At 73.3% G+C, this 24,912-nt stretch carries 23 protein-coding genes and 1 pseudogene; 13 read left to right on the forward strand and 11 right to left on the reverse strand.

The annotated features are described in order from the left end of the window. Positions 1-322 precede the first annotated feature (322 nt). Positions 323-559 (forward strand): hypothetical protein, encoded by a 237-nt coding sequence (locus QQS41_RS11430; protein ID WP_448852845.1) that lies wholly within the window; start codon positions 323-325, stop codon positions 557-559. 19 nt (positions 560-578) lie between these two features. Here the strand turns inward: QQS41_RS11430 and QQS41_RS11435 are convergent, their stop codons facing one another. Both QQS41_RS11435 and QQS41_RS11440 read right to left on the reverse strand, forming a co-directional pair. Continuing rightward, complete coding sequence (locus tag QQS41_RS11435) at positions 579-1,661, reverse strand: NAD(P)-binding domain-containing protein (protein ID WP_448852846.1); 1,083 nt, start codon at positions 1,659-1,661, stop codon at positions 579-581. Next, a complete protein-coding gene (locus QQS41_RS11440; RefSeq protein ID WP_448852847.1) occupies positions 1,658-2,023 on the reverse strand; it encodes an ArsR/SmtB family transcription factor in 366 nt (121 codons plus the stop codon). Before QQS41_RS11440 ends, QQS41_RS11435 begins: the two co-directional genes overlap by 4 nt. A 184-nt stretch (positions 2,024-2,207) precedes the next feature. Here QQS41_RS11440 and arsB point away from each other — a divergent pair. Then, positions 2,208-3,203, forward strand: a pseudogene (gene arsB / locus QQS41_RS11445) (ACR3 family arsenite efflux transporter); the annotation flags it as partial. A 111-nt stretch (positions 3,204-3,314) separates the two neighbouring features. Here the strand turns inward: arsB and QQS41_RS11450 are convergent. Further along, on the reverse strand, positions 3,315-4,772 hold the full coding sequence (locus QQS41_RS11450; protein ID WP_448852848.1) for an MFS transporter: 1,458 nt from the start codon (positions 4,770-4,772) through the stop codon (positions 3,315-3,317). 256 nt (positions 4,773-5,028) lie between these two features. Between QQS41_RS11450 and QQS41_RS11455 the strand changes: the two genes are divergently transcribed. After that, positions 5,029-5,562, forward strand: a complete 534-nt coding sequence (locus QQS41_RS11455) for a MarR family winged helix-turn-helix transcriptional regulator (protein WP_448852849.1) — start codon at positions 5,029-5,031, stop codon at positions 5,560-5,562. Between the two features lie 454 nt (positions 5,563-6,016). Here QQS41_RS11455 and QQS41_RS11460 read toward each other — a convergent pair whose 3' ends face one another. Together QQS41_RS11460 and QQS41_RS11465 are read right to left on the reverse strand one after the other, a co-directional pair. Beyond that, the gene (locus tag QQS41_RS11460; RefSeq protein WP_448852850.1) at positions 6,017-6,784 is read right to left on the reverse strand and encodes a DUF998 domain-containing protein; all 768 of its coding nucleotides are present in this window, start codon (positions 6,782-6,784) and stop codon (positions 6,017-6,019) included. 6 nt (positions 6,785-6,790) lie between these two features. Next, the gene (locus tag QQS41_RS11465; RefSeq protein ID WP_448852851.1) at positions 6,791-7,750 is read right to left on the reverse strand and encodes an acyl-CoA thioesterase; all 960 of its coding nucleotides are present in this window, start codon (positions 7,748-7,750) and stop codon (positions 6,791-6,793) included. Between the two features lie 120 nt (positions 7,751-7,870). Here QQS41_RS11465 and QQS41_RS11470 point away from each other — a divergent pair, with 120 nt between their 5' ends. The 3 genes from QQS41_RS11470 (at position 7,871) to purM (ending at position 11,246) form a co-directional block, all read left to right on the forward strand. Next, positions 7,871-8,266 carry a sterol carrier family protein gene (locus QQS41_RS11470; RefSeq protein WP_448852852.1) on the forward strand — a complete coding sequence of 132 codons (396 nt, stop codon included), beginning with the start codon at positions 7,871-7,873 and terminating at the stop codon, positions 8,264-8,266. Between the two features lie 234 nt (positions 8,267-8,500). Next, complete coding sequence (gene purF, locus QQS41_RS11475; RefSeq protein ID WP_448852853.1) at positions 8,501-10,159, forward strand: amidophosphoribosyltransferase; 1,659 nt, start codon at positions 8,501-8,503, stop codon at positions 10,157-10,159. A 16-nt stretch (positions 10,160-10,175) separates the two neighbouring features. Continuing rightward, entirely contained in the window at positions 10,176-11,246 is a 1,071-nt protein-coding gene (gene purM, locus QQS41_RS11480; RefSeq protein WP_448852854.1) for a phosphoribosylformylglycinamidine cyclo-ligase, read from the forward strand. 203 nt (positions 11,247-11,449) lie between these two features. Here purM and QQS41_RS11485 read toward each other — a convergent pair whose 3' ends face one another. Together QQS41_RS11485 and ygfZ are read right to left on the reverse strand one after the other, a co-directional pair. Further along, complete coding sequence (locus QQS41_RS11485; RefSeq protein ID WP_448852855.1) at positions 11,450-11,626, reverse strand: DUF3073 domain-containing protein; 177 nt, start codon at positions 11,624-11,626, stop codon at positions 11,450-11,452. 255 nt (positions 11,627-11,881) lie between these two features. Next, positions 11,882-12,976, reverse strand: coding sequence for a CAF17-like 4Fe-4S cluster assembly/insertion protein YgfZ (gene ygfZ / locus QQS41_RS11490; RefSeq protein WP_448852856.1), 1,095 nt, complete (start codon positions 12,974-12,976; stop codon positions 11,882-11,884). Between the two features lie 42 nt (positions 12,977-13,018). Here ygfZ and QQS41_RS11495 point away from each other — a divergent pair, with 42 nt between their 5' ends. Beyond that, on the forward strand, positions 13,019-13,903 hold the full coding sequence (locus QQS41_RS11495) for an aminodeoxychorismate lyase (RefSeq protein WP_448852857.1): 885 nt from the start codon (positions 13,019-13,021) through the stop codon (positions 13,901-13,903). A 219-nt stretch (positions 13,904-14,122) separates the two neighbouring features. On the opposite strand, the gene QQS41_RS11500 is transcribed toward QQS41_RS11495, so the two are convergent. Then, the gene (locus tag QQS41_RS11500) at positions 14,123-14,782 is read right to left on the reverse strand and encodes an FABP family protein (RefSeq protein ID WP_448852858.1); all 660 of its coding nucleotides are present in this window, start codon (positions 14,780-14,782) and stop codon (positions 14,123-14,125) included. 90 nt (positions 14,783-14,872) lie between these two features. Then, on the reverse strand, positions 14,873-15,685 hold the full coding sequence (locus QQS41_RS11505) for an LmeA family phospholipid-binding protein (RefSeq protein ID WP_448852859.1): 813 nt from the start codon (positions 15,683-15,685) through the stop codon (positions 14,873-14,875). Positions 15,686-15,883: 198 nt separating this feature from the next. On the opposite strand from QQS41_RS11505, the gene QQS41_RS11510 reads away from it, so the two are divergent. From QQS41_RS11510 to pstB, 6 genes are all read left to right on the forward strand, one after another. Next, the gene (locus QQS41_RS11510; protein ID WP_448852860.1) at positions 15,884-16,564 is read left to right on the forward strand and encodes a winged helix-turn-helix domain-containing protein; all 681 of its coding nucleotides are present in this window, start codon (positions 15,884-15,886) and stop codon (positions 16,562-16,564) included. Between the two features lie 71 nt (positions 16,565-16,635). Next, positions 16,636-17,568 carry a mycothiol synthase gene (gene mshD / locus QQS41_RS11515; RefSeq protein WP_448852861.1) on the forward strand — a complete coding sequence of 311 codons (933 nt, stop codon included), beginning with the start codon at positions 16,636-16,638 and terminating at the stop codon, positions 17,566-17,568. Positions 17,569-17,965: 397 nt separating this feature from the next. Continuing rightward, positions 17,966-19,063, forward strand: a complete 1,098-nt coding sequence (gene pstS / locus QQS41_RS11520; RefSeq protein WP_448852904.1) for a phosphate ABC transporter substrate-binding protein PstS — start codon at positions 17,966-17,968, stop codon at positions 19,061-19,063. Positions 19,064-19,250: 187 nt separating this feature from the next. Continuing rightward, positions 19,251-20,294 carry a phosphate ABC transporter permease subunit PstC gene (gene pstC, locus QQS41_RS11525; RefSeq protein WP_448852862.1) on the forward strand — a complete coding sequence of 348 codons (1,044 nt, stop codon included), beginning with the start codon at positions 19,251-19,253 and terminating at the stop codon, positions 20,292-20,294. Between the two features lie 10 nt (positions 20,295-20,304). Next, the gene (gene pstA / locus QQS41_RS11530) at positions 20,305-21,237 is read left to right on the forward strand and encodes a phosphate ABC transporter permease PstA (RefSeq protein WP_448852863.1); all 933 of its coding nucleotides are present in this window, start codon (positions 20,305-20,307) and stop codon (positions 21,235-21,237) included. Positions 21,238-21,286: 49 nt separating this feature from the next. After that, the gene (gene pstB / locus QQS41_RS11535; protein ID WP_448852864.1) at positions 21,287-22,063 is read left to right on the forward strand and encodes a phosphate ABC transporter ATP-binding protein PstB; all 777 of its coding nucleotides are present in this window, start codon (positions 21,287-21,289) and stop codon (positions 22,061-22,063) included. Between the two features lie 498 nt (positions 22,064-22,561). Here pstB and phoU read toward each other — a convergent pair whose 3' ends face one another. Further along, positions 22,562-23,290 (reverse strand): phosphate signaling complex protein PhoU, encoded by a 729-nt coding sequence (gene phoU / locus QQS41_RS11540; protein WP_448852865.1) that lies wholly within the window; start codon positions 23,288-23,290, stop codon positions 22,562-22,564. A gap of 422 nt (positions 23,291-23,712) precedes the next feature. After that, positions 23,713-24,909 (reverse strand): tRNA dihydrouridine synthase DusB, encoded by a 1,197-nt coding sequence (dusB, locus tag QQS41_RS11545; RefSeq protein ID WP_448852866.1) that lies wholly within the window; start codon positions 24,907-24,909, stop codon positions 23,713-23,715. Positions 24,910-24,912: the final 3 nt, after the last annotated feature.

A 24,912-nucleotide genomic window follows, 5' to 3' on the forward strand; every position in this document is an offset into this window, starting at 1 on the left:
TTTCCCCGTTCCGCACCGCGGCCCCCGCCGCGCGACACCCGAGGAGGACGAATGTCCGACGACACCCGCGAGCCCGCCCGCACCGACGTTCCGGCCGATGCCGCCGCCCCCGCCGCGTCCGCTGCCCCGCCGCCGAGGCGCGTGACGACAACCGCCCGCTCGTCTACCTGGTCTGCAACACCAACTGCGGCAAGTCCCAGGTGGCGGAGGCCATGGTCCGGCTGCGCGCCGGCGACGCCGTCGACGCCCGCTCCGCGGGCCTGACCCCGACGAGGAGGTCAATCCCCGCGCCGCCGCGGCCGTCGCCGAGGCCGGCGGCGCCATGTCCGGCGCGGAGCCGTCGGCGGTCGACGAGGACCTGCTGCGCCGCGCCGACCGCGTCATTGTCGTCGGCGGCGCCCAGCTGGAGGCCGTCGACGGCATGCGCGCCGCCATCGAGCGGTGGACCGTCGACGAGTCCGGCGACACCGCCGAGGAGCGCATGGCGGCGCTGCGCGACTCCATCGACGCCCACGCGACCCGCCTGGCCGGCGAGTACGGCGCGCGGCCCGGGGCGTAGCCGCCCGCGGACGGGGCGGTCAGTCGGCCAGCTGCCGGACCATCGCGTCGGCGGTCGGGCCCACGGTCTGCGCGACGCCGATGAGCGTCGCCGACGCCGGCCCCGTCCAGTCGCCGTAGCCGACGGGGAACAGCCGCGGGTCCGCGGCCGACCGCCATCCGGTCTCCGGGCCGCCGTCGACGTCCGCCTCCCGACCCCGCACCCCGAACGCCCGCAGATGCCCCACGGCAGGGCGGAAACCGGTGCACCATATGACGGCGTCGAGGGGGAGGTTCTCGTCGTCACGCATCGCGCCACCTGCGATGAACCGGTCGACCATCGGCTCCGCGCGCAACCACCCGGCGTCCCGCGCGGCGCGCACGGGCGGCACCGCCACGACGTCGCCCTCGAGCTCCCCGGACCAGTCGTCGTCCCCGCCGGCGCGCTTCCGCGTCGCCCGGAGGAACAGGTCGCGCCCGTCGACGTCGTCGGGCAGGTACGTCACCGGGCGGCGGGCGAGCCAGTGGACGCGGGAGGCGTCGTCACGCAGATCGGCGGCGATCTGCGCCGCCGAGTTCGCGCCCCCGACCACGGCGACCCGCAGCCCCGCGAACTCCGCCGGTCCCCGGTAGTGGGCCGAATGCAGCATGCGGCCGCCGAAATCGCGCATGCCCGGGTAGTGGGGGACGTAGGGCCGCGACCACGTGCCCGTCGCCGACGCGACGACGCGGGCGCGGACGTCCCCCGCATCCGTGCGGACCAGCAGGCGGTCGCCGTCGGGGAGCACCTCGCGGACGCGGACGGGGCGGACGACGGGTAGCCCGTAGCGGTCCTCGTAGCCCGCGAGGTAGTCGACGACGTGGGACGCCGGAGGGAACCCGTCGCCGTCGACGGGCCGCACCTGCCGCCCCGGCAGCGACGACGCCGACGCCGGCGAGAACAGCGTCAGCGACGGCCACGTGCGCGTCCACGCGCCGCCCGGCCCGTCCGGGTTGTCGTCCAGCACGACGTGATCCACGCCGCGGCGCGTCAGCTCCCGCGACAGCGCGACGCCCGCCTGCCCGCCGCCGACGACGACGGCGTCGATGGACGAGGGCAGGTCGGGCGAGGGGCGTGCGGTCATGGCCGCGGCTCCGGGCGGGCCCCCGGATCGAGGCACGCCGACAGTGCCGCGAATCGATCCGGGACCAGCCCGTAGTGGATGGTGCGGCCGCACCGGCGGGCGTCGACGAAGCCGGCCTCCGCCAGGCGTGCCATGTGGTGGCTCACCGTCGCCGGCGCGAGCCCCGTCGCATCGCACAGGTCGACGCCGCGGACCGGGCCGCACCCTCCGGCGGCGAGCACCCGCAGGATGGCCAGCCGGGCCGGATCCCCGAGGACCCGCAGCGCCTCGGCGAGATCGCCCGCGCCGTCGTCGGCGAGGAAGCCGGGGGAGGCGCAGCAGTCCGCCGCGGGGGCGAGGGGGACCGGACGTGCGCTGCTCATGATCCGGACCGTACCATCGCGGTCGTACTATTCGACGGGCATCGAACGCCGATCGGGTGGGGCGCCGTCGAGGCGTCCGGGCCTGCCGGCCGGGGCGCGCGGACCGCCGCGTGCCCGGAGGACCCCGGCGCCCGGCCCGCCCGTCCGACCCGATGCCCCGCACCGACCCGACCCCGGAGGAGCCATGCCAGGACTGTCCCTCTCCGACCGGCTGCTGCCGGTCTGGATCCTCGCCGCCATCGTCGCGGGCATCGCCCTCGGCGCGCTCGTGCCCGACGTCGGCGGCCTGCTCGGAGCCGCGTCCGTCGCCGGCGTCTCCCTGCCCATCGCCGTCGGCCTGCTCGTGATGATGTACCCCGTGCTGGCGAAGGTCCGGTACGGCGAACTCGGTTCCGTCGCCGGCGACCGCCGCCTCATGGGGCTGTCGCTGGCGCTCAACTGGATCGTCGGCCCCGCGCTGATGTTCGCCCTGGCCTGGCTGCTCCTGCCGGACCTGCCCGAGTACCGCACCGGCGTCATCATCGTCGGCCTCGCCCGCTGCATCGCCATGGTGCTGGTCTGGAACGACCTGGCGTGCGGCGACCGGGAGGCCGGCGCCGTGCTCGTCTTCGTCAACTCCGTGTTCCAGGTGCTGATGTTCGGCGTCCTCGGCTGGTTCTACCTCGAGGTCCTCCCCGGCTGGCTGGGGCTGCCCGCGGCGGAGCTGGACGCCGGCGTCGGCGCCATCGTCGCCAGCGTCCTCGTGTTCCTCGGCGTCCTGCTGCTCCTCGGGTTCCTCACCCGCCGCATCGGCGAGCGCACGCGCGGCCGCGACTGGTACGAGCGGGTGCTGCTGCCGAAGCTGTCGCCGTGGACGCTGCGCGGCCTGCTGTTCACCATCGTCGTGCTGTTCGCGCTGCAGGGCGGGCAGGTCATGGACGCCCCCGGCGACGTCGTCCGCATCGCCGCCCCGCTGCTGGCCTACTTCATCCTCATGTTCGGGCTGTCGCTGCTCGCCGCCCGCGCCATCGGCCTGGGCTACGCCCCCTCCGCGACCGTCGCGTTCACCGCCGCCGGCAACAACTTCGAGCTGGCCATCGCCGTGGCCATCGGCACGTTCGGCGCCGCCAGCGGCCAGGCCCTCGCCGGCGTCGTCGGTCCCCTCATCGAGGTGCCCGTGCTCGTCGCCCTCGTCTACGTGCTCCGCTGGGCGGGGCCGCGGCTCTTCGCCGACGCCCCGCACATGCGTGACGACGGGACCCCGCGCCGGCGGCATGACCGCCGCGGAGGGCCCCGTCGTCACGCAACGGAATCAGCTGAGCGTGTGGTGCGGCTCCTTGGCCTTCGGCACCGCCAGCGCCAGCACCGTCGCCGCGAGCGCCGCGGCCGCGCCGATGTAGAAGCACCACTGGAACGCCGAATGCGTCGGAATCGGCGGCACGCCCGGCGCCAGCTGGATGGTGGAGCTGGTCAGGACGATGGCCATCAGCGCGCCCGCCACCGTCGTGCCCACCGAGCGCATCAGCGCGTTCACGCCGACCGAGGAGCCGGACTCCGCGCGCGGCGCGTGCTCCATGATGATGGACGGCATCGCGGCGTAGGCGATGCCGACGCCCGCCGACGAGATGCACGTCGCGACCATCAGCTTCCACGGCGCATCCGTCATCAGCGCCGCGAACACGTAGCCCGCCGCGACGACGAACATGCCGATGGCCAGCGTCAGCCGCCCGCCGATGGACGTCAGGAGGCGGGAGGAGACGGGGGAGAAGGCCATCATCATCAGGCCGCCCGGGGCCATCCACAGGCCCGCCGCCAGGATGGACTGCTCCAGGCCGTAGCCCGTCGCCGCCGGCATCTGCAGCAGCTGCGGCACCACGATGGACTGCGACATCAGGCCGATGCCCGCCATCAGCGCCGCCAGGTTGGTCAGCAGGATCGGCAGCCGGCCGAACGTCCGCAGGTTCACCAGCGGCGCGTCATGGCGCAGCTCCCACGGCGACCACACCGCCAGCACGACGATGCCGCCGCCGACCAGGCCCCACGTGATGCCGGAGCCCCAGCCCCACTCGTTGCCCTTGGACACGCCGACCAGCACGCACACCAGGCCGATGCCCAGCCCCACCGCGCCGACGTAGTCCAGGCGGCCGCCGCGGCCCGGCGGCGACGGCAGTACGACGACCGTCAGGACGGTCAGGATGAGCGCCAGCGCGCCCGCCAGCCAGAACAGGGCGTGCCAGTCCGCGTACTGCGCGACCCACGCCGCCAGCGGCAGGCCCAGGGCGCCGCCGACGCCCAGCGTCGCCGAAATCGTCGCGACGGCCGTGTTCACCATGTGCCGCGGCGCGACCTCGTGGACCATCGAGATGGCCACCGGGATGTAGCCCATCGCCAGGCCCTGCAGCACGCGGCCCGCGACCACCACCAGGAACGAGCTGGTCAGGGCGCACAGCACGGAGCCGATGATGAGGATGGCGCCGGAGATGACCAGCACCTTCTTCTTGCCCAGGATGTCGGCGAGGCGGCCGGCGACCGGCATCGCGACGCCCGCGCCGAGCAGCGTCGCCGTCACGACCCACGACGCGTTCGCCGGGGTCGTGTCCAGGTAGCGGGGCAGCGAGGACTGGATGGGGATGACCAGCGACTGCATCAGCGAGGCGCAGAGGCTGGAGAACGCCAGGACGGCGATGACGAGCACGGGGTTGCGCACGCCGCCGGGCGCCTGGATGGCGTCGTCGGGGCGGGCTGCTGCCGTGGCCGGTGCGGTGCTCAATCGGACCTCCGGGGTGGGTGCGGGCGGACGGGTTCTCGGCGGGCGGGCGCGGGGCGCGTGCCGTGGCGTGCCGTGGGGCGTCGTGGACGCGTGCCATGGCGGTGTCGTGGACGGTGCCCGGGCGCTGCGCGGGGCGCGTGCCCGCCGGTGAAGCTATGTATGTACGGTACATATCCGTAACGAGATGTGTACTCTACACATGTGACCGGGGCCCGGCAACGCGGGCCCGCGCCGGATGCGGAAGGGACGTGGCGACATGCGGGATCTCACGGGCGACGCCCACCTCGACGAGCGCGACCCCCGCGTCGCCGTCACCGGGCTGCTGACCCGGCTGGCGCACCACCAGCGCACGGTCGCGGCGCGGATGACGGTCGGCGACGCCGACATGCGCCTGCTGTGGCTGCTCCGCGACGGCCGCCCCCGCACCATGCGCGACATCGCCGACGCCCTGGGCCGCGAGCAGTCGACCGTCAACCGGCAGGTCAACGGCGCCGTGCAGTCCGGCCTGCTGGGCCGCGGCGAGGAGGAGGGGCGGCGCGCCCACGTCTTCACGCCGACGCCGGAGGGCACGGAGGTGTTCGCCGAGAACCTGCGGATCAGCCTCGGCGCCAACGAGGCCGCGCTCGACGCGCTGGGGGAGCGGGCCGGGGAGTTCCTCGACCTGTTCGGTCGCTTCACGGACGCCTTCGAGGCGGCGGCCGAGGGTGGCGAGGACGCGCCGGGCTCCGGCGGTGCGGGCCTCCGGGCCGGCGAGGGGGCGGGCGACGGTACCGCGGACGATGCGGATTAACCCGACGGCCCGCCGGCCACGCGCCACCCGGGTCGTTTGGACCCTGTTCCGACGCCGCATGCCACCACCCATCGCGCCCTTGCGGTGCATCGGGGTCGTTCAGACCCGGATGCGCACGCCCCTCCACGTGGTCAGACCCACTTCCGGCCGTTCCGACCCAGTTAGAACAGGGTCGGAACGGCCGGAAGTGGGTCCGACGGCAGCGGGAGTGGGTCGGAACGGGGTCGGGATGGTCGAGGCGCCGACCCCGGACGTGATTCGCCGGTCCTGCCCTCCAACCCGGACGTAGTTCGCCCGTCGGGCCCGGCAACCTGGACGCAGTTGGCCCGACCTGGACGTAGGTAGAAGTACGTCCAGGTCGGGCCAAGTAGGTCCGGTTTGGAGAGGCGGTGGGGCGAAGTAGGTCCGGGTTGGAGAGGGAGTGGGGCCAAGTAGGTCCAGGTCTGCCCGCCGGTCAGCCGTCCGTCGCTCCGGCCGTCGCTCCGGCCGCTGGCGCGACCCGCCGCGCCCGCAGGTCCGCGACCCCGGCCGCCGCGACGACGGCCACCGCCAGCAGCAGGCCCGCCCGCTGCCACAGCCCGAGCATCAGGTTGAAGCCGGCGAGCTCGTAGAGCGACGACGTCACGATGGTCATCGCCGCCATTGCCAGCGCCGCCCACGCGAGCACCCGGCCGTCGCCGCGCCGCAGCCCCGGCACCGCGATCATCAGGCCCACCAGCGTGACGACGAGCCCCACCTGCGCCACTGACGACGTCACCGCATGGACGTCGCCCGCCGCGGCGCCGAACAGGCCCCCGTGCGCCCCGGCCAGGGCCGTCGCGGCATCCGCCGCCGGGCCGGGCCGCAGACCCAGCCGCATCGGCGTCACCTCCACGACCGGCATCCGGGCCACCGAGTCCACCACCGTCGCGGCACCCCACACGCCCAGGCCCGCCGCGGCGATGCGCGCCGGCGGGCGCCGCACCGCCCACGCCACGGCGAGCGCCACCGCCAGCACCCCGGCCAGACGGTCGGCCCCGGCGAAGAACGCCCCGTGCCGCTCCGACCTCGCCGCCAGCTCGGAGACGAACCCCCAGACGGTGCTCACCCCGTCGTCAAGCACCGCCTCCAGCACCCACGCGGAGTACGCCGCGGCGAACAGCAAGGCGAGGACCGCGCGCACCCACGCGCCGCGGTCCACGCCGCCGCCGGCGCGGCCCGCGGGGGCGGCGGAACCCGGCATCGCCCGCTACTCCGGCTCGACCAGCGACGGCGGGTCGTACTTGTCGCGCAGCGCCTTCAGCTGCAGGTCGTGGGCGTGGAGCATCTTGTCCTCGTCCGTGACCGGCTCGAAGTGCGGCACCGGCTGCGGCTTGAAGTCGTCGTCGACGGCGACGTACGTCATCGACGAATGCAGCGCCTTCTCCAGGCCGCCGCGGCCCATGCGCGGCTCGCCGGAGTAGACGTGGACGCTCATGTGCATCGACGTGCGGCCCGTGCGCAGCAGGCGGGCGCGGACCTCGATGAGATCGCCGATCTTGATGGGCTTGTAGAAGCGGATGCCGCCCGCGTACACCGACAGCGTGTCGCGGCCGGCCCAGTTCATGCTGCACGCGGTGGCGGCCTCGTCGATCCACTCCATCGCCGTGCCGCCGTGGACGTTGCCGCCCCAGTTGACGTCCGACGGCTTCGCCAGGAAGCGGGTGACCAGCTTCGGCGCCGACGAGTCGGCGGTGTAGGTCTGCGCGCGCATCGACGCCTCGATGTCGCGGCGCAGGTCGAAGCGGGCCTTCGCGGCCTCCTCGCGGCGGATCTCCTCGGTGGTCTTCGGGATCCACTTGGGGACGGGGGTGGGCTTCCGGTTCTCGTCCATCGCCACGAAGATGACGATGCAGTCCGCCGCCCGCGTGTACTCGCCCGTCCGCGGGTTCGCGCTGAACACCTCGTTGACGATGTGCATCGACGTGCGCCCCGTGTACGCCACCTTCGACCGCACCTCCACCATGTGCCCCGACGGGATCGGGCGGGTGAAGTGGATGTGGCCGAAGTAGGCGGTGACGCAGTACTGGCCGGACCAGCCGACGGCGCACGCGTAGGCCGCCTTGTCGATCCACTGCAGCACGCGGCCGCCGTGGACGCTGGTCGAGCCCGCCATCAGGACGTCGGTGGGGGCCGCGAGGAAGCGGAGGGTCACGTCTGGTTTCGGCATGGTCACCGATAGTAATGCGGGCGGCGCGGAGGCGGGCGCCCGGCTCGGTGCGGCCCGTGCGCGCGGCCGGTGCGCCGCCGGTCCGCGCCCGCCCGCGCCCGCCGCGTGCAGGATGGGGGCATGACGAAGCACATCGACCCCATGGAATGCCGCGCGGCCGTCTCCGCCGTCGCGGGTTGGCTGGACGACCCGGAGGCGCCGCGCCCGCCGCGCGCCGCGCTGGCCGCGGCGGTGCGGCAGTCGGCTCGGATGCTGGCGCAGGAGGCGCCGGGGCACGCGGTGGAGCTGCGGGTGCCGCCGTTCGTCGCGGTGCAGTGCATCGACGGGCCCCGGCACACGCGCGGGACGCCGCCGAACGTCGTCGAGTGCGATCCGCGGACGTGGCTGCTGCTCGCGACCGGCCGGCTGGCGTTCGCGGACGCGGCGGCGGGCGGCGCCGCGCCGGGCGGGTCGTTCGACGCGTCGGGGACGCGCGCCGGCGAGATCGCGGGGCACCTGCCGGTCGTCGCCGCGTGAGGCGCGCGGTCGCCCGCGGCGGCGCGTGACGACGGGGCGGGGCCGGTGGGGCGGATGTCCGAGGCTGACATGGCGCGCTCCTCGTGGTCGGGCCCGGGGCGCGGCGCCCGCGGGCGTCCGGCGGGTCCCGCCATGATACGGCGGTCCTATCGGGAGGGGAAGGGGATCCTCCGCGGGTGCGTGAAGAGGCGCCGGTTTTGGTCCCGGCCCGGGGCCTGCGGGTACCCTGGGGGCGTGGCCGATTCCCTGAACTCCGGTTTCCCGGCGACGCGCGCCGCCGCCTCCCCGTTCGACGATCTCGGCGAGACCGAGCCGCGGGAGGAATGCGGCGTATTCGGCGTGTGGGCGCCCGGCGAGGACGTCTCCAAGCTCACCTACTACGGGCTGTTCGCCCTGCAGCACCGCGGCCAGGAGGCCGCGGGCATCGCGGTCGGCGACGGCGACCAGATCCTGGTCTTCAAGGACCTGGGCCTGGTGTCGCAGGTCTTCGACGAGCAGTCGCTCGACGCGCTGAAGGGGCACGTGGCCGTGGGCCACACGCGGTACACCACCGCGGGCGCCCCGGCCTGGGAGAACGCCCAGCCGATGTTCCGCATGAGCGATGACGGCACGGACATCGCCCTGGGGCACAACGGCAACCTCATCAACCACCTGGAGCTCGGCGAGGAGGCGCGGGAGAAGGGGCTCATCGCCCCGGAGGGCCCGCTGCCGTCGGACTCCGACGTCATGTGCGCGCTGCTGTCGCACGAGACGGGCGTCGTGGCCCGCGAGGCCGCCGCCGGCGAGACGGATCTCGCCGGCCGCACGACGGTCGAGGCGGCGGCGCTGCGCCTGCTGCCGCGCATCAAGGGCGCCTTCTGCCTGACGTTCACCGACGGCGACACCCTGTACGCCGCCCGCGACCCGCACGGGGTGCGCCCGCTGTGCCTGGGCCGCCTGTCCAACGGCTGGGTCGTCGCGTCGGAGACGTGCGCGCTGGACATCGTCGGCGCGAGCTTCGTCCGCGACATCGAGCCGGGCGAGATCGTCGCCATCGACTCCTCGGGCGTTCGCTCCGATCGGTTCGCGGAGCAGAACCGCGCGGGCTGCATCTTCGAGTACGTGTACCTGGCCCGCCCGGACTCCGTCATCCGCGGCCGCTCCGTCAACGCCGTGCGCGTGGAGATCGGCCGCCGCCTGGCCCGCGAGTTCCCGGCCGAGGGCGACATGGTCATGCCCGTGCCCGAGTCGGGCACCCCGGCGGCCGTCGGCTACGCGCAGGAGTCGGGCATCCCGTTCGGGCTGGGCCTGACGAAGAACGCGTACGTCGGACGCACTTTCATCCAGCCGTCGCAGACGATCCGCCAGCTGGGCATCCGCCTGAAGCTGAACCCGCTGAAGGAGCAGATCGCGGGCAAGCGGCTCATCGTCGTCGACGACTCCATCGTGCGCGGCAACACGCAGCGGGCGCTCATCCGCATGCTGCGGGAGGCCGGCGCGGCGGAGGTCCACGTCCGGATCGCGTCGCCGCCGGTGAAGTGGCCGTGCTTCTACGGCATCGACTTCGCGTCGCCGGGCGAGCTCATCGCCAACGGCGTCGGCGACGGCGATCTGGTCCACGGCATCGCCACCGCCATCGGCGCCGACAGCCTGGGCTTCGTCTCCGTCGACGGCATGACGGAGGCGGCGGAGCAGACCGCCGGCAGCCTGTGCCGCGCCTGCTTCGACGGCCACTACCCGCTGGGCCTGCCGCAGGGCGACCCGAACGCGGCGGCCGTCGAGCGCATCCGCGCCGCCCAGGCCGGCATGCCCGGCCACGTCGACTGCACCCGCGACGCGCATGACGACGCGGCGCGTGACGACGCCCCCTCCGCGGCGCACGACGCCGTCCACCCCGACCTCGCCACTTCCTAAAGGAGCACCCCGAACAATGAGCAGCGAACCCCAGGACACCGGCGCCTCCTACGCCGCCGCAGGCGTCGACATCGAGGCGGGCGACCGGGCTGTGGAGCTCTTCGCGCCCATCGCCAAGCAGGCCACCCGCCCGGAGGTCCGCGGCGGGCTCGGCGGCTTCGCCGGCCTCTTCGCCCTCGGCGAGTACCGGAAGCCGCTGCTGGCGGCGTCGTCGGACGGCGTCGGCACGAAGCTGGCCGTCGCGCAGAAGATGGGCAAGCACGACACGATCGGCCTGGACCTGGTCGCCATGGTCGTCGACGACCTGGTGGTGTGCGGCGCGGAGCCGCTGTTCCTGCAGGACTACATCGCCATCGGCAAGGTCGTGCCGGAGCACGTGGCGGAGATCGTCTCCGGCATCGCGGAGGGCTGCCGCCTGTCGGGCTGCGCCCTGCTGGGCGGCGAGACCGCCGAGCACCCGGGCGTGATGGACCCGGAGGACTACGACGTGTCCGCCACCGGCGTCGGCGTCGTGGAGGAGGACAAGGTCCTCGGCCCGGACCGCGTGCGCGAGGGCGACGTCGTCATCGCCATGAAGTCCTCCGGCCTGCACTCCAACGGCTACTCCCTGGCCCGCCACGTCCTGCTGGAGCGCGCCGGCCTGTCGCTGGACGAGTACGTGGAGGACTTCGGCCGCACCCTCGGCGAGGAGATGCTGGAGCCGACCCGCATCTACGCCCTCGACTGCCTCGAGCTCATGAACGAGACGGCCGTGCGCACCTTCTGCCACGTCACCGGCGGCGGCCTCGCCGCGAACCTCGCGCGCGTGATGCCGGAGGGCCTCACCGCCGAGATGTCCCGCGCGACGTGGACGCCGCAGCCGGTGTTCCGCACCATCGCGTCGCTCGGCCAGGTGCCGCGCGAGGAGATGGAGAAGACGTTCAACATGGGCGTCGGCATGGTCGCCGTCGTGGCCCCGGAGGACCGGGACCGCGCGATGGCGATCCTCACCGCCCGCCACATCGACTGCTGGGAGCTCGGCGAGGTCCGCGTCTCCCGCGAGGGCGAGGACCGCGCGGTGCTCGTCGGCGACCACCCGCGCTTCTAGCGGACCCGCGGCCGGATGGCCGCGCGGCCGGGGGGAGGGGCGGCACGGCGCCGTCCCCGCCCGGCCGCATCCCGCCGCGGCGCCCGGCGGGACCATGCCCGCCGCGTCAGGGCAGCACGAGAGGGCGGCCCGCCTCCCGGTCATCGGAAAGGCGGGCCGCCCTCTTGCGCCGCACCCGGCGGCGGGGCCCGGGGGCCGTCCGTCTAGCGGCGGCCGTCCCAGTCGCCCCAGTCGGACGAGTCATCGTCGTCGTAGCCGGAGTCCCGGGTGCTTTCGCCGGCGAGCTCCCGCTGGAGCCTGTCCAGGTCCATCTCCGGAGCGTTGTACTTCAGCTGGCGGGCAACCTTCTGCTGCTTAGCCTTGGCACGGCCGCGACCCATGGCGTGACCCCCTTGGTGGTCCGGGGCGCGGAGGATTGTCCCGCCGCCCCCTTGTCTCTGTCAGTGCGTGATTCCTGCAGTACACCATAGCGTAAACGCGGGACGTCCGGCCACGTGCCCCCGACCTGCGGAAACTCCGCGGCGATGCCATGAGGGGCATCATCGCGGCGGTCGCGGGCACGTTGCCGGGAGGGGACGCGGCGGTGACGGAGGGGTGGCGCGGAGCCGTCGGACGCCCGCCGGCCCCGGGGCCGGTCAGCCCCGGCCGCGCAGCCGGTCGACCGCGGCGCGGCCCGGCTTCACCGCGTCGTCGCGGTCGACGGAGTCGGGGTCGACGGCGACGGCGCAGCCGCCGCACGCCAGCTCCTGGCCCTCCTGGGCGGAGCGCTTCACCAGCGCCAGGGCGATCGGCCCGAGCTCGTGGTGGTGGACGACGGTGCCGACGCGGCCGACGGTGCGGCGCCCGGCGGTCACCGGGGCGCCCGGTTCCGGCAGCTCCGCGGCGGAGCCGTCGAGGTGCAGCAGCACGAGGGTCCGCGGCGGGCGGCCGAGGTTGTCGACGCGGGCGACGGTCTCCTGCCCGCGGTAGCAGCCCTTGTGCAGGTGGACGGCGCCGGAGCCGGGGACGGCGGGGTCGCCGATCCAGCGGGGCGCCTCGTGCGGGATCGCCTTCTCGTCGAGGTCGATGCCGGTCTCCGGCTGCAGCGCGGCGACGCGCTCGGCCTCCCAGGCCATGAGCCCGGCGGGCGTCGCGCCGGCGGCGGCCAGCGCCTCCCATGCCGAGGTCAGCGACTCCCGCGGGACGAGGACGTCGACGCGGCCGCCGGCCGGCCACCCGACGCGGCGCACCACGGCGGCCGCATCCAGGGAACCCGCCGCACGCTCCGCGACGTCGCCGGCCTCCGGTCCGACGATCGACAGGATTCCCAGGTCCGCCGCCTCGACGGTGACGTCGGAGCGGAAGATCATCATCGTCAGGAAGCGCAGCAGCGTCGCCTCCTGGGCGGGGGCGACGTCGAGCAGCACCTCGTCGTCGCGCACCGTCACCGCCATGTGGTGCAGGACGCGGCCCTGCGGATCCAGGTCGAGCGCCTCGGTGACGTCGCCGGGCGCGGCGTCGTCGAGCTTCTGCGACAGCAGGGTGTTGAGGTACTCCAGCCGGTCGGGGCCGGCGACGCGGATGACGCGGCGGTGGGAGCGGTCGACGAGCCCGGCGGCGGCGAACGCCCGCTGCTCCGTCAGCGGGTCGCCGACGTGCCACGCGACGCCGGAGCGGCCCCACGGGTCGTCGGCGAGCGGTTCGGCGCCGGGGACGTGATCGAGCAGGGTGCTGCGGTAGTCGTCGGTCACGTCCGCGATGGTAACGCGGCCGGGGCGAATAGGCTAAGGGCCATGACCGGAACCAGCGCCACCGCACCCATCATCGTCGACGTGCTGTCGGGCGACGCCCCGGCGCCCGTCGACGCCACCCGGCCCCTGCTGTACGCCGACGACCTCGGCGCCGTCCGCGGCGACGGCGTCTTCGAGACGCTGCTGGTCCGCGACGGCCACACGTGCAACACGCGCCGCCACGAGGACCGCTTCGTCAACTCCGCGAGGGTGCTCCAGCTGCCGGAGCCGGACATGGGCCGCTGGCGGGAGGCGTCGGCCGTCGCGCTGCGGGAGTGGGGCCGGCCGGACGACGCGTCGATGCGCTGGGTCTACACCCGCGGCCGCGAGACCTCCGGCGAGCCGACGGGCTACGTCATGGTGTCGCCGGTGACGGCGGGCGCCGCGGCCGCGCGGCAGACGGGGGTGCGCGTGATGCTCGCCGAGCGCGGCTTCTCCCTCGACCTCGGCTCCCGCGCGCCGTGGGCGCTCATCGGCGCGAAGACCCTGTCGTACGCCGCGAACATGGCGGCGCTGCGCCACGCCCGCGAGCACGGCTTCGACGACGTCATCTTCACCTCCGCGGAGGGCAACCTGCTGGAGGGTCCGACGTCGACCATCATCGTCGTCCGCGACGGCGAGCTGCTCACCCCGAACCCGGGCGAGGGCGTGCTGCCGGGCACCACCCAGGCGGCGCTGTTCGACCTGGCGGAGTCGCGCGGCATCGCCTGCCGCGGCGCCGTGCTCACCCCGGAGGACCTGCGCTCCGCCGACGCGGTGTGGCTGGTGTCGTCGGTGCGCATCGCGGTGCGCGTCGTCAGCGTCGACGGCGACGACCTCGCCCCGGTCGACCCGGGGGAGGAGGATCGCTTCGTCGCGCTGTGCGAGGACGCCCTCGCCGCCGAGTAGCCCCTCCGCGTGACGACGGGCCCGCGCCGCGCCCGCGCCCGGGTGCGCGCCCGCGTCGCCGCACGCGATGCGTGACGACGGGACGCGCGCGGCGCCCGTCCCCCCCCCCAACGCACGACGGCGGCGGCCGGCCCCGGCCCGGGAAAGGGGGAGGGGCCGGCCGCCGCCGTCGCGGCCGGAGCGGGATCCGTCGTCACGCGAACCCCGCGGGGTGCGGGACTAGCCCGCCCAGCGATGCAGCTGCGCGGACATGCGCGGCACGAACTCGTCGCCGACGACGCGCTCGTCGACCCAGCCGAGGTCGTTGTTCGGCATCAGGCCGTACAGGCGCTTGCCCGGGCCCAGCGACGCCGGGCCGGTCGCCGTCACCATCGTCGACGCGGCCTGCACCTCCCACGCGCGCTCCGAGACCGGCTCGCCGTAGTAGATCTCCACCACGCCGGTGGAGTGGGTGCACAGGAACTCGATCTCGTCCTTGTCGTTGATGCGCCAGAAGCCGCTCTCGCGCAGATCCGGGCCGATGACCTCGCCGTCCTCGTCGATCTTCCAGAAGCGGGACTCGTAGGTCAGGTAGTTCTCGCCGTCGTGGGAGAACGTCAGCTGCTGGCCGAACCGGTACTCGCCGTCGACCTGCGTGTTCGCCTGGCCCTCGCCGCGCCACACGCCGACCAGCGGCAGCAGCGCCAGCAGGCCGTCGTGCAGGTTCGGGCCCTCCCGCAGATTCGCGGTGTCGGCGGGGATCGGCAGACCCGGCAGGTCCGCGATGTTGCGGCCGGCCGTCTCCCTCGCCCGCTCGCGGGCGCGATCGACGGCCGCGTTGCCGTCCAGGCGGGCGCCGGCCGGGGCGCCCTCGTGCTCGGTCGCGTCGTGTTCGCTCATGACCGCCATCCTACGTGGCCGCGGGGGCGGCCCCGATCACCCGGTCGGGTGGTCGCCGGGAGGATGCGCGCGGGGCGTGCCCGGGTCGCGTCAGCGCAGGCCGGAGTCCTTCTGCGGCAGCGCGTCCGGCAGGAAATCCTCCGGGGAGACGGTCGTGTTGACCTGCTCGCCCTCGATGAACACCGAGCCGCCGGCGACGTAGATGCGCGTCGGCGGGATCTCCAGCGGCAGCTGCGCGCCCTCGAGGAAGAGGGTGAACGCCCGCATCAGCACGTCGCGCTGCTCCGGGGCGAGCTCGTCGCCCGGCATCACGTCCACGGAGTCGGGGTACGCCGGGGCCTCGATCACCTCGATGGGGATCACGTGGACGTTCTGCTCCAGGATCCGCAGCTTCACGGACACCGTCGCCGGGCCGTCCCATCCCTCGGGGGTGGCCTCGAAGATGGCCTCCGTCTCCCAGCCGCCGACGGGGGACACGTCCTCCAGGTTCTGGATCACCAGGTCCGTGAAGCCCATCTGCCGGCCCAGCGCCAGGCCGTCGAGCTGGAGCTTGCCGAAGAACTTGTCGGTCTCCGCGTCCTCGAACCGGCCCGTCCACACCGACTCCCGCGGCACCTGCACGTCGACCGCGCCCGACTCCACGGAGACCAGGCCGAAACCGGGCACGTCCAGGTCGCGGGCTCGGACCGACACGGAGCTCCACTGGCCGGTGAACAGGGAGCTCAGGTACGCCAGGCCGCCCAGCGACACGTAGGGGTCGGCGGGCAGGTGCGCCTCGCCGCGGAGATGCTCCGCCAGCTGCCGCTCCGCGTGGATCGCCGCACCCGTGTCGACGCCCACCGCCGCGAGCAGAATCGCCGCCGCGGACCAGGCGGCGATGCGGCGGGGGCGGGAGGAAGTCATAGGTCAATTCCTACCCGACGAAGGGCGTCACCTAGAATCCGGGGCGACGGCGCCGCCCCGTACGGGGTCCACCCGACGCGGCGGCCCGACCGGACACCACCGGATGCCGGCCCCGGCCACCGCGCGGCGCACCCAGCCGCACCTCGGGACGGCGGACCGCTCACAGCCCAACGACGAACCCGAGGAGCGTGGACCACGATGCGCCTGGCGCTGGTCAGCAACGATCCCGACATCCGTGCCAAGGTCCCGACCCTCGCCCTGCTGGGCCACGAGGTCGTCCGCCTGTCCGCCACCGCGCAGTCCGCGTCGCTGCTGGACGACGCGACCGTCGTCATCGTCGACGTCACCGGCCCGAACCTCGTCGGCGCCCGCGAGCTGTGCCGCACCATCGCCTCGGCCAACCCGGACCTGCCGGTCGCGGTGCTGGCCGCCGACACCGCCCTCATCGCCCTCGACGGCGCGTGGGCGGTCGACGACTTCATCCTCCCCGACGCCTCCCCGGCGGAGATCGACGCGCGCCTGCGCCTGCTGCTGTCGCGCCGCCCCGTGCCCGTCACCGACGGCCCGGACGACTCCACCATCTCCGTCGGCGACCTCGTCATCGACGAGCACACCTACACCGTCCGCATGCGCGGCGAGCACCTCGACCTGACCTACAAGGAGTTCGAGCTCCTGCGCTTCCTCGCCGCCAACGCCGGCCGCGTCTTCAGCCGCGCCCAGCTGCTGCAGGACGTGTGGGGCTACGACTACCACGGCGGCACCCGCACGGTGGACGTCCACGTCCGCCGCCTCCGCGCGAAGCTGGGCCGCGGCCACGAGGGCATGATCGCCACCGTGCGTAACGTGGGCTACAAGCTCATCGGCCCGGACGACGCCTGACCCACGTCGGGAGCCCCCGGCCCCGGCGCGCGCCGGGGCCGCGGACGGGCCCCGACCGACGGAAGGCGACCATGACCGACCAGCACCACGACGTCCTCGACGGCCTCGGCGACGGCGGGGCCGCCGCCGCACGCCGCCTCCTCGATGCCGCGGCCGCCGCCGACGGCGTCGAGCCCTTCGGCGAGGCGTTCCTCCGCGGACTCGACGACGACGGCGCCGGCCACCGGCACCTGCGCGTCGAGGCCGGCGGCGAGCTCGCCGGCATCGCCGCCTCCGACGGGGAGTCCGCGGAGCTCGCCGTCCACCCGGACCACCGCCGCACCGGCATCGGGCGCGCGCTGCTCGACGTCCTCGGCCGCGCGGACTCCGGCGACGGAGACGGTTCCGGGGAGGGGGAGGCCCCCGCGGTGTGGGCCCACGGCGACCTGCCCGCCGCCCGCGCCCTGTCGGAGTCGGCCGGCTGGACCGTCGTCCGCGAGCTGCTGCAGATGTCCGTCGGCGGCGACGACCTCGCCGAGGCCGCGCGGCGCCGCCCCGCTCCGGAGGGCATCCGCCTGGAGACCCTGCCGGAGCTGGAGGAGCGGATCGGCGCCGACGCGGCCGCGGAGGCGTGGCTGACCGTCAACAACGAGGCGTTCGACTGGCACCCCGAGCAGGGCGGCTGGACCCCGGAGCAGCTGCGCCGGGCCCGCGACGTCGACTGGTTCGACCCGGCCGGCGTGCTCTTCGCCGTCGACGCGGCCGACGGCGACGTCGTCGGCTTCCACTGGACCAAGCGGCACCCGGACGGCGTCGGCGAGGTCTACGTCATCGGCCTCGCCGACCGCGCCCGCGGCCGCGGCGCCGGCTCCTGGCTGACCCGCGAGGGCATCGCGCACCTCGCCGAGGGCGGCGCCCGCGAGGTCATCCTCTACGTCGAGGGAGACAACGAGCCGGCCGTCGGGACGTACCGCCGCACCGGCTTCGGCGTCAGCCGCCGCGACGTCATGCGCCGCCGCGGATAGCGCGGCATCGGACGGGTCCGCGCGGGGCGGGCCCCGGCCCCGGGAGGGGGAGGAGCCGCGGCGGCGGCCGTCGTCACGCAAAAAACATGCGGTGCGGGACATGTGACGGGGGTGGACGGGTGTGGTTGGTGACGCATCTCTCATTTAGCGGTTGGACAACCCCGCAACCTCACCGAAACACCGTGAACCGCCTGGGAATTGCCTCAACGTCATCTTTGAGTTCACTTTTCGTTCACTTCCGGGTCGGGGCCGGGACACCAGCCGCCTATAGCTTCCGTGACGTCGGGAAACCCGGGTCACCCGGATTTCCGCGCATCAGTCCGCACCCACAAAGCCACGGACCGACCGGAGCGGCGCCGCCGCCGGGGTCCATGACGACACGGAGGAACTCAACGTGCTGAACACCACCCGCCGCCGCTCGGCCGCCATCCTCGGCCTGACCGCCGTCGCCGGCCTGACCCTGACCGCCTGCTCCGAGGCGGGCGGCTCCGGCGAGTCCCAGGCCGAGGGCCTGACCGAGGCCACCGGCCAGCTGCAGGGCGAGGGCGCCACCTCCCAGCAGCGCGCCATGGACCACTTCGCCGCCCTCTACGAGGCCGCGTCCCCGGGCTCCACCCTGTCCTACAACGCCACCGGCTCCGGCTCCGGCCAGACCCAGTTCATCGAGGGCACCGTCGCCTTCGCCGGCTCCGACTCCGCCCTCGACGAGGAGCAGGTCGGCCAGGCCAAGGAGCGCTGCGGCGGCAACGACGCCTGGCACCTGCCGATGGTCATCGGCCCGGTCGCCCTGGCCTACAACGTCCCCGGCGTCGACAACCTGAACCTCACCCCGGACCTGGCCGCCCAGATCTTCAAGGGCGACATCACCAAGTGGAACGACCCGGCCCTGGCCGAGGTCAACCCGGACGCCGAGCTGCCGGACGAGAAGATCACCCCGGTCTACCGCTCCGAGGAGTCGGGCACCTCCCAGAACTTCCAGCAGTTCCTGGCCTCCGCCACCGACCTGTGGGACGAGGAGCCGTCCAAGTCCTTCCCGTCCGCCGTCGGCACGGGCGCCAACGGCTCCGCCGGCGTCGCCGACCAGGTCAACGCCATCCCGGGCTCCATCACCTACGTCGAGGCCGGCTTCGCCAAGGACAACGGCCTGGGCATCGCCAACATCGACTTCGGCAACGGCCCGGTCGAGCTGACCCCGGAGTCCGTCAACAAGGCCCTCTCCGCCATCGACTTCGTCGGCTCCTCCGAGCACGACATGGTCGTCGACACCGACGCCCTCTTCGCCATGACCGAGGACGGCGCCTACCCGCTGGTGCTGACCACCTACGAGATCGTCTGCTCCGCCGGCTACGACGACCAGACCCGCGACCTGCTGAAGAACTTCCTCAACGTCGTCCTGGCCGACGGCCAGGGCTCCGAGCTCGAGGACCTCGGCTACATCCCGGTCGACGGCGAGTACAAGGACAAGCTGAAGGCCGCCGTCGACGCCATCCAGTAGGGCGCCGCACGCGGCCCGCCGGCACGGGGTCCCCGTGACCCCGCCGGCGAACGCGGGGGAGCACCCCGCGACGGGAGCTGACCCGTGAAACAGCGACGGCCGACCACCGCCCACGGGGCGATGGTCGGCTTCGGCCCGGAAGGGGCCCCTCCGAAATCGGCAACCAGCCATTGAAGGAATTGCAATCATGACGTCTTCGTCCCCCGCCACCGGGGAGAAGGGCGACGTTGAGGGCGCGATCGTCTCGAACGCCCCCCACCTGTCGACCCCCGGCAACACCCCGCAGGAGGCGCCGCGCGGCGCCGCCGGCGTGAAGCGGCCCGGCGACCGGGTCTTCGAGATCCTCTCGGTCGGCTCCGCGTCCCTCATCACCATCGCCATCGCCGCCATCGGCATCTTCCTGCTGCTGCGCGCGATCCCGTCGATGCGGAACAACGCGGCGAACTTCTTCACCTACGCCGCGGACTGGAACCTCGGCGACACCTCGGAGATGTACTTCGGCATCCCGAACCTCTTCGCGGTGACCGTCGCCGTCTCCGTCGTGGCGCTCATCTTCGCCATGCCCGTCGCCCTCGGCGTCGCGATCTTCCTGACCAGCTACGCCCCGGTGAAGGCCGTGAAGCCGCTGGCCTTCCTCATCGACCTGCTGGCCGCGGTGCCGTCCATCGTCTACGGCCTGTGGGGCTTCATGGCCCTCGGCCCGGCCCTGTCGAAGTTCTACGAGTGGCTCGCCACGACGCTCGGCCAGCACATCTTCCTGTTCGAGCACTACGCGAACTCCCCGGCGTTCGCGACGGGCCGCAACCTGTTCACCGGCGGCATCGTCCTGGCCATCATGATCCTCCCGGTCATCGCCGCGACGACCCGCGAGGTGTTCGTCCAGACGCCGCGCGGCCACATCGAGGCCGCCCTGGCGCTCGGCGCCACCCGTTGGGAGACCGTCCGCATGGCCGTCCTGCCGTTCGGCAAGTCCGGCTACATCTCCGGCTCCATGCTCGGCCTCGGCCGCGCGCTCGGCGAGACGATGGCCCTGTACATGGTCCTCGCGCCGACCTCGGAGTTCCGCTGGTCCCTGCTCGACGGCGGCACCACCTTCGCGACCGCCATCGCGAACGCCGCCCCCGAGTTCAACGACGACCTCAAGGCGGGCGCCTACATGGCCGCCGGCCTGGTCCTGTTCCTCCTGACGTTCGTGGTCAACTCGGCCGCGCGCGCCATCGCGAAGAAGTAGGAGAACCGACATGAGCGATTCCGCCAACGCCGTCGCCGTGGACCCGAAGGGCCAGGTCCCCACCGGGGAGTCCGCCTTCACGCCCATCAAGGGCTCCCGCATCACCACGGACAAGGTCTCCACGGTCTTCATCTACGCCGCCATGGCCATCGCCCTCGTGCCCCTCGTCTGGGTGCTCGTGGAGCTGTTCAGCCGCGGCCTCCCCGTCATCCTCGACGCCGGCTGGTGGGCGAAGTCCCAGCTCGGCGTCACCGTCGGCGCCGACGCCGGCGGCGCCGCCCACGCCATCATCGGCACCATCGTCCAGGCCCTGGTCACGTCGATCATCACCATCCCGATCGGCATCTTCGTGGCCATCTACCTGGTCGAGTACGCCGGCGACTCCAAGCTGGGCAAGCTGACCACCTTCATGGTCGACATCCTGTCGGGCGTCCCGTCCATCGTCGCCTCGCTGTTCATCTACTCCCTGTGGGTCGTGATGTTCGGCATGAACCGCTCGGGCTTCGCGGTGTCGCTGGCCCTGGTGCTGCTCATGGTGCCCATCGTCGTCCGCAACACGGAGGAGATGCTCCGCGTCGTGCCGCACGACCTGCGCGAGGCGTCCTACGCCCTGGGCGTGCCGAAGTGGAAGACCATCGCGAAGATCGTCCTGCCGACCGCCCTGTCGGGCATCGTCACCGGCGTCATGCTGGCCGTCGCCCGCGTCATGGGCGAGTCCGCGCCGATGCTGATCCTGGTCGCGACCTCCCGCATCATCACGTACAACCCGTTCGGCACGTCGCAGTCCTCGCTGCCGCTGTTCATGCTGGACATGTACAAGGCCGGCAACACCGGCGTCGCCTTCGACAAGATGTGGGGCGCGGCGCTGACCCTGGTGCTCATCATCGCCCTCATCAATATCGTGGCGCGCATCATCTCCGCGAAGTTCTCCGTCAAGAAGTAGTTTCCCCGGGGCCGCATCACGCCCCGCCCCCAGGAAAGGCATCGAAATCATGGCCAAGCGCCTCGATCTCAACAACGTCGACATCTACTACGGCGACTTCCACGCCGTGAAGGACGTCAACCTCCACGTCCCGCCGCGCTCCGTCACCGCCTTCATCGGCCCGTCCGGCTGCGGCAAGTCCACCGTGCTGCGCTCCCTGAACCGCATGCACGAGGTCATCCCGGGCGCCTACGTCACCGGCGAGGTGCTCCTCGACGGCGAGGACATCTACGGCAAGAAGGTCGACCCGGTGGCCGTCCGCAACACCATCGGCATGGTGTTCCAGAAGGCCAACCCGTTCCCGACCATGTCCATCGAGGACAACGTCGTCGCCGGCCTGAAGCTGTCCGGCGAGAAGAACAAGAAGAAGCTCAAGGAGGTCGCCGAGAAGTCCCTGCGCTCCGCGAACCTCTGGGACGAGGTCAAGGACCGCCTGGACAAGCCGGGCGGCGGCCTCTCCGGCGGCCAGCAGCAGCGCCTCTGCATCGCCCGCGCCATCGCGGTCGAGCCGGAGGTCCTCCTGATGGACGAGCCGTGCTCCGCCCTGGACCCGATCTCCACTCTGGCCATCGAGGACCTGATCCACGAGCTCAAGGAGGAGTTCACGATCGTCATCGTGACCCACAACATGCAGCAGGCGGCGCGCGTCTCCGACCAGACCGCCTTCTTCTCCCTCGAGGCGACCGGCAAGCCCGGCCAGCTCGTGGAGGTGGGCCCGACGAAGAAGATCTTCTCCAACCCGGACAAGAAGGAGACCGAGGACTACATCTCCGGCCGCTTCGGCTGATACGTCCCGGACGTCCACGGGCCCCGGCCGCCGCACCACGCGGTGGCCGGGGCCCGTTCGCGTTGGCGGGGAGGGGTTCGTTGGCGGGCCGGGTCGCGTTGCCGGGGCGGGTCGTGGTGGCGGAGACGGACGGTTTTCGGCGGACGGGACCCTGTTGGGACGCCGGCGGAGGAGCCGTCTGCGGGGTGCCGCGCCGGATGGAGCGGTTCCGGCGGTTGGGACCCCGATATACGTGGGTCCCGTTTGCCGAAACGGCTCCATCCGTGGTGGGGAGGTAGCGCCGGAGCCTGTGACCCCGTCAGACGGACCGCTTCCGGCACACGGGACCCTGTTCCGGCAGGCGGAGTGGGGTCCCGTGAAAGGGAGGACCGCACACGTCGACGCCCACCCCGCACCCCGCCCCGTCGTCACGCGGAAACGCCGGCGGGGCACCTCCCGCATGGGAGATGCCCCGCCGGCGTCGAGCGAGGGGAGCGCGCCCCCGCACCCGCGTGCCCGTCACTTCCGGAAGTGGCGCTCCAGGTCGTGGATGCGGGCCTCGAAGATCTCGTCCTCCTGGGCGACTTCCCGGCGCAGCAGCAGCTGCTCGGGCTTGTAGCCGGAGGCGAGGTACACGATCTGGGAGGCGACGGCTACGGCGTGGTCGGCGTAGCGCTCGTAGAACCGCGACAGCAGGGTCGTGTCGACGGTGACGCGCGAGCTGTGCGGCCAGTCGTCGGAGACCGACTGCGCGAGGAGGCGCTGGTGGATGTCGTCGATCTGGTCGTCGTCGGTGTTGAGCTGCAGCGCGGCGTCGACGTCGTAGGTGACCAGGATGTCGTGGGTCGTGCGGGTCATCTCGCCGCAGACCCGGGACATCTCGCGGAAGTAGCCCTCGAGCTCCTCGGGCAGCACCTTGTCGGGGTGGCGCCGGCGGGCGGTGTTGGCGACGTGGACGCTGAGGGTGCCCATGCGGGACATGTCCTCGACGATGTAGATGCCGGAGACGACCTGGCGGAGGTCGCGGGCGACGGGGGCTTCGCGGGCGAGGAGCTCGAAGGCCTGGTTCTCGCACTTGGAGCGCAGCTCCTCGAGGCGGTCGAGGGACGACAGGACCTCCTCGGCCGCGTCGATGTCCGCGTCGAACAGCGCGGTGGACGCGAGCGTGTTCATCCCGTGGATGTGATCGCACATGATGATGAGGTCATGGGCGAAGGAGTCCATCTGTTCCCGGTACACGGTCCGCATGGGTCCTCATCCTAGGGTGCGCTGTAGGGATCCGCGCGCCGGGAGGGCGCCGCCCGGTGGATGCCCGGAGGAGCGTCGCCGGTGACCTGGTGAAACGCGTTCAATGGCGCGGGGGCACCCGCCGCGTGCGCACGCAGGTGAACGGGGGTAAGGCACGTGCGGGGTTGCCGTGGAGGTGCTTTGCGACGTGCGGATCCGCGGCCGTTCCCGATCGTTTCCGGGTCCGTATCACTTGCGCGGATGCGCAGGTGGCGCGGACCCCGGCGCGATCCCCGGGAGCCGCGCGCCGGGCGGTCGCGGGGCGGTTACAGGGCGTGCGTGGGGCGGTCGCGGGGCGGTTACAGGGCGTGCGTGGGGCGTGCGCGGGGCGGTCGCGGGGCGGTCGGCGGGCGTCCCCGGCACGCCCCGGGGAGCCCCGGCGCCTACCCGCCGGAGTGCATGAGATCGGCGCCGTCGGGCACCGACTCGTCCTCCGGGTCGTCGAGCCAGCCCTCGGGCAGCGCGACCTTGCCGGGGGAGCCCTGGCGGCCGCGGGCGCCGTCGGCATCCTCCGGCCGGGCGCCGCCGGCGGGGCCGGTCGCCAGCGCGTCGAGTTGGCCGCGCAGCTCGTCGAGGGAGCGGACGCGGGCCATGGCGGCGCGGGCCTCGCCGCCGGCGGGGAAGCCGCGGAGGTACCAGCCGATGTGCTTGCGGGTGTCGCGGCAGGCGCGGTCCTCGCCGTCGTACTGCGCCATCAGCTCCGCGTGGCGGGCGATGATGGCGCACACCTCGGCCAGCGTCGGCGGCTCGGGGACCTCGCGGCCGTTGAGCTCGGCGGACAGTTCGGCGAAGAGCCAGGGGCGGCCGAGGCAGCCGCGGCCGACGACGACGCCGTCGCAGCCGGTGGAGTCCATCATGCGGCGGGCGTCGCCGGCGGCGAAGATGTCGCCGTTGCCCAGCACGGGGATGTCCCCGTGTCCGGAGGCGACCATGTGCTCCTTGAGGCGGGCGATCTGGGACCAGTCGGCCTCGCCGGAGTAGCGCTGGGCGGCGGTGCGGGCGTGGAGGGCGACGGCGACGGCGCCGTTGTCGGCGGCCAGCCGGCCGGCGTCGAGGTGGGTGTGGTGGTCGTCGTCGATGCCGACGCGGAACTTCACGGTCACGGGGACGATGTCGCGGCCGGCGGCGCGGGAGCCGTCCTCGGCGCCGCGGACGGCGGCGTCGACGATGTTGGCGAACAGGCGCCGCTTGTACGGCAGGGCGGAGCCGCCGCCGCGGCGGGTGACCTTGGGGACGGGGCAGCCGAAGTTCATGTCCAGGTGGTCGGCGAGGTTCTCCTCGGCGACCATGCGGGCGGCCTCGTACGTCCAGTGCGGGTCGGTGGTGTAGAGCTGCAGCGACCGGGGGTCCTCGTCGGGCGCGAACGTCGTCATGCGCATGGTCTTCTCGTTGCGCTCGACGAGGGCGCGGGCGGTGACCATCTCGCAGACGTACAGGCCGGAGACGGTGCCGGTGCGGGCGAGCTCCTGCTCGCGGCACAGCGTGCGGAACGCCACGTTGGTCACGCCGGCCATGGGGGCCAGCACGACCGGGGAGGCGAGCATGTACTTTCCGATGCGCAGTTCCGTCACGCCGCGCATTGT

It is taken from the genome of Corynebacterium sp. 335C (genome assembly GCF_053525695.1).

Coding starts and splice junctions, on each gene's coding strand:
- QQS41_RS11430 (WP_448852845.1), top strand. CDS start 323: ATGTCCGGCGCGGAGCCGTCGGCGGTCGACGAGGACCTGCTGCGCCGC.
- QQS41_RS11435 (WP_448852846.1), bottom strand. CDS start 1,661: ATGACCGCACGCCCCTCGCCCGACCTGCCCTCGTCCATCGACGCCGTC.
- QQS41_RS11440 (WP_448852847.1), bottom strand. CDS start 2,023: ATGAGCAGCGCACGTCCGGTCCCCCTCGCCCCCGCGGCGGACTGCTGC.
- QQS41_RS11455 (WP_448852849.1), top strand. CDS start 5,029: ATGCGGGATCTCACGGGCGACGCCCACCTCGACGAGCGCGACCCCCGC.
- QQS41_RS11460 (WP_448852850.1), bottom strand. CDS start 6,784: ATGCCGGGTTCCGCCGCCCCCGCGGGCCGCGCCGGCGGCGGCGTGGAC.
- QQS41_RS11465 (WP_448852851.1), bottom strand. CDS start 7,750: ATGCCGAAACCAGACGTGACCCTCCGCTTCCTCGCGGCCCCCACCGAC.
- QQS41_RS11470 (WP_448852852.1), top strand. CDS start 7,871: ATGACGAAGCACATCGACCCCATGGAATGCCGCGCGGCCGTCTCCGCC.
- purM (WP_448852854.1), top strand. CDS start 10,176: ATGAGCAGCGAACCCCAGGACACCGGCGCCTCCTACGCCGCCGCAGGC.
- QQS41_RS11485 (WP_448852855.1), bottom strand. CDS start 11,626: ATGGGTCGCGGCCGTGCCAAGGCTAAGCAGCAGAAGGTTGCCCGCCAG.
- QQS41_RS11495 (WP_448852857.1), top strand. CDS start 13,019: ATGACCGGAACCAGCGCCACCGCACCCATCATCGTCGACGTGCTGTCG.
- QQS41_RS11500 (WP_448852858.1), bottom strand. CDS start 14,782: ATGAGCGAACACGACGCGACCGAGCACGAGGGCGCCCCGGCCGGCGCC.
- QQS41_RS11505 (WP_448852859.1), bottom strand. CDS start 15,685: ATGACTTCCTCCCGCCCCCGCCGCATCGCCGCCTGGTCCGCGGCGGCG.
- QQS41_RS11510 (WP_448852860.1), top strand. CDS start 15,884: ATGCGCCTGGCGCTGGTCAGCAACGATCCCGACATCCGTGCCAAGGTC.
- mshD (WP_448852861.1), top strand. CDS start 16,636: ATGACCGACCAGCACCACGACGTCCTCGACGGCCTCGGCGACGGCGGG.
- pstC (WP_448852862.1), top strand. CDS start 19,251: ATGACGTCTTCGTCCCCCGCCACCGGGGAGAAGGGCGACGTTGAGGGC.
- pstA (WP_448852863.1), top strand. CDS start 20,305: ATGAGCGATTCCGCCAACGCCGTCGCCGTGGACCCGAAGGGCCAGGTC.
- pstB (WP_448852864.1), top strand. CDS start 21,287: ATGGCCAAGCGCCTCGATCTCAACAACGTCGACATCTACTACGGCGAC.
- phoU (WP_448852865.1), bottom strand. CDS start 23,290: ATGCGGACCGTGTACCGGGAACAGATGGACTCCTTCGCCCATGACCTC.
- dusB (WP_448852866.1), bottom strand. CDS start 24,909: ATGCGCGGCGTGACGGAACTGCGCATCGGAAAGTACATGCTCGCCTCC.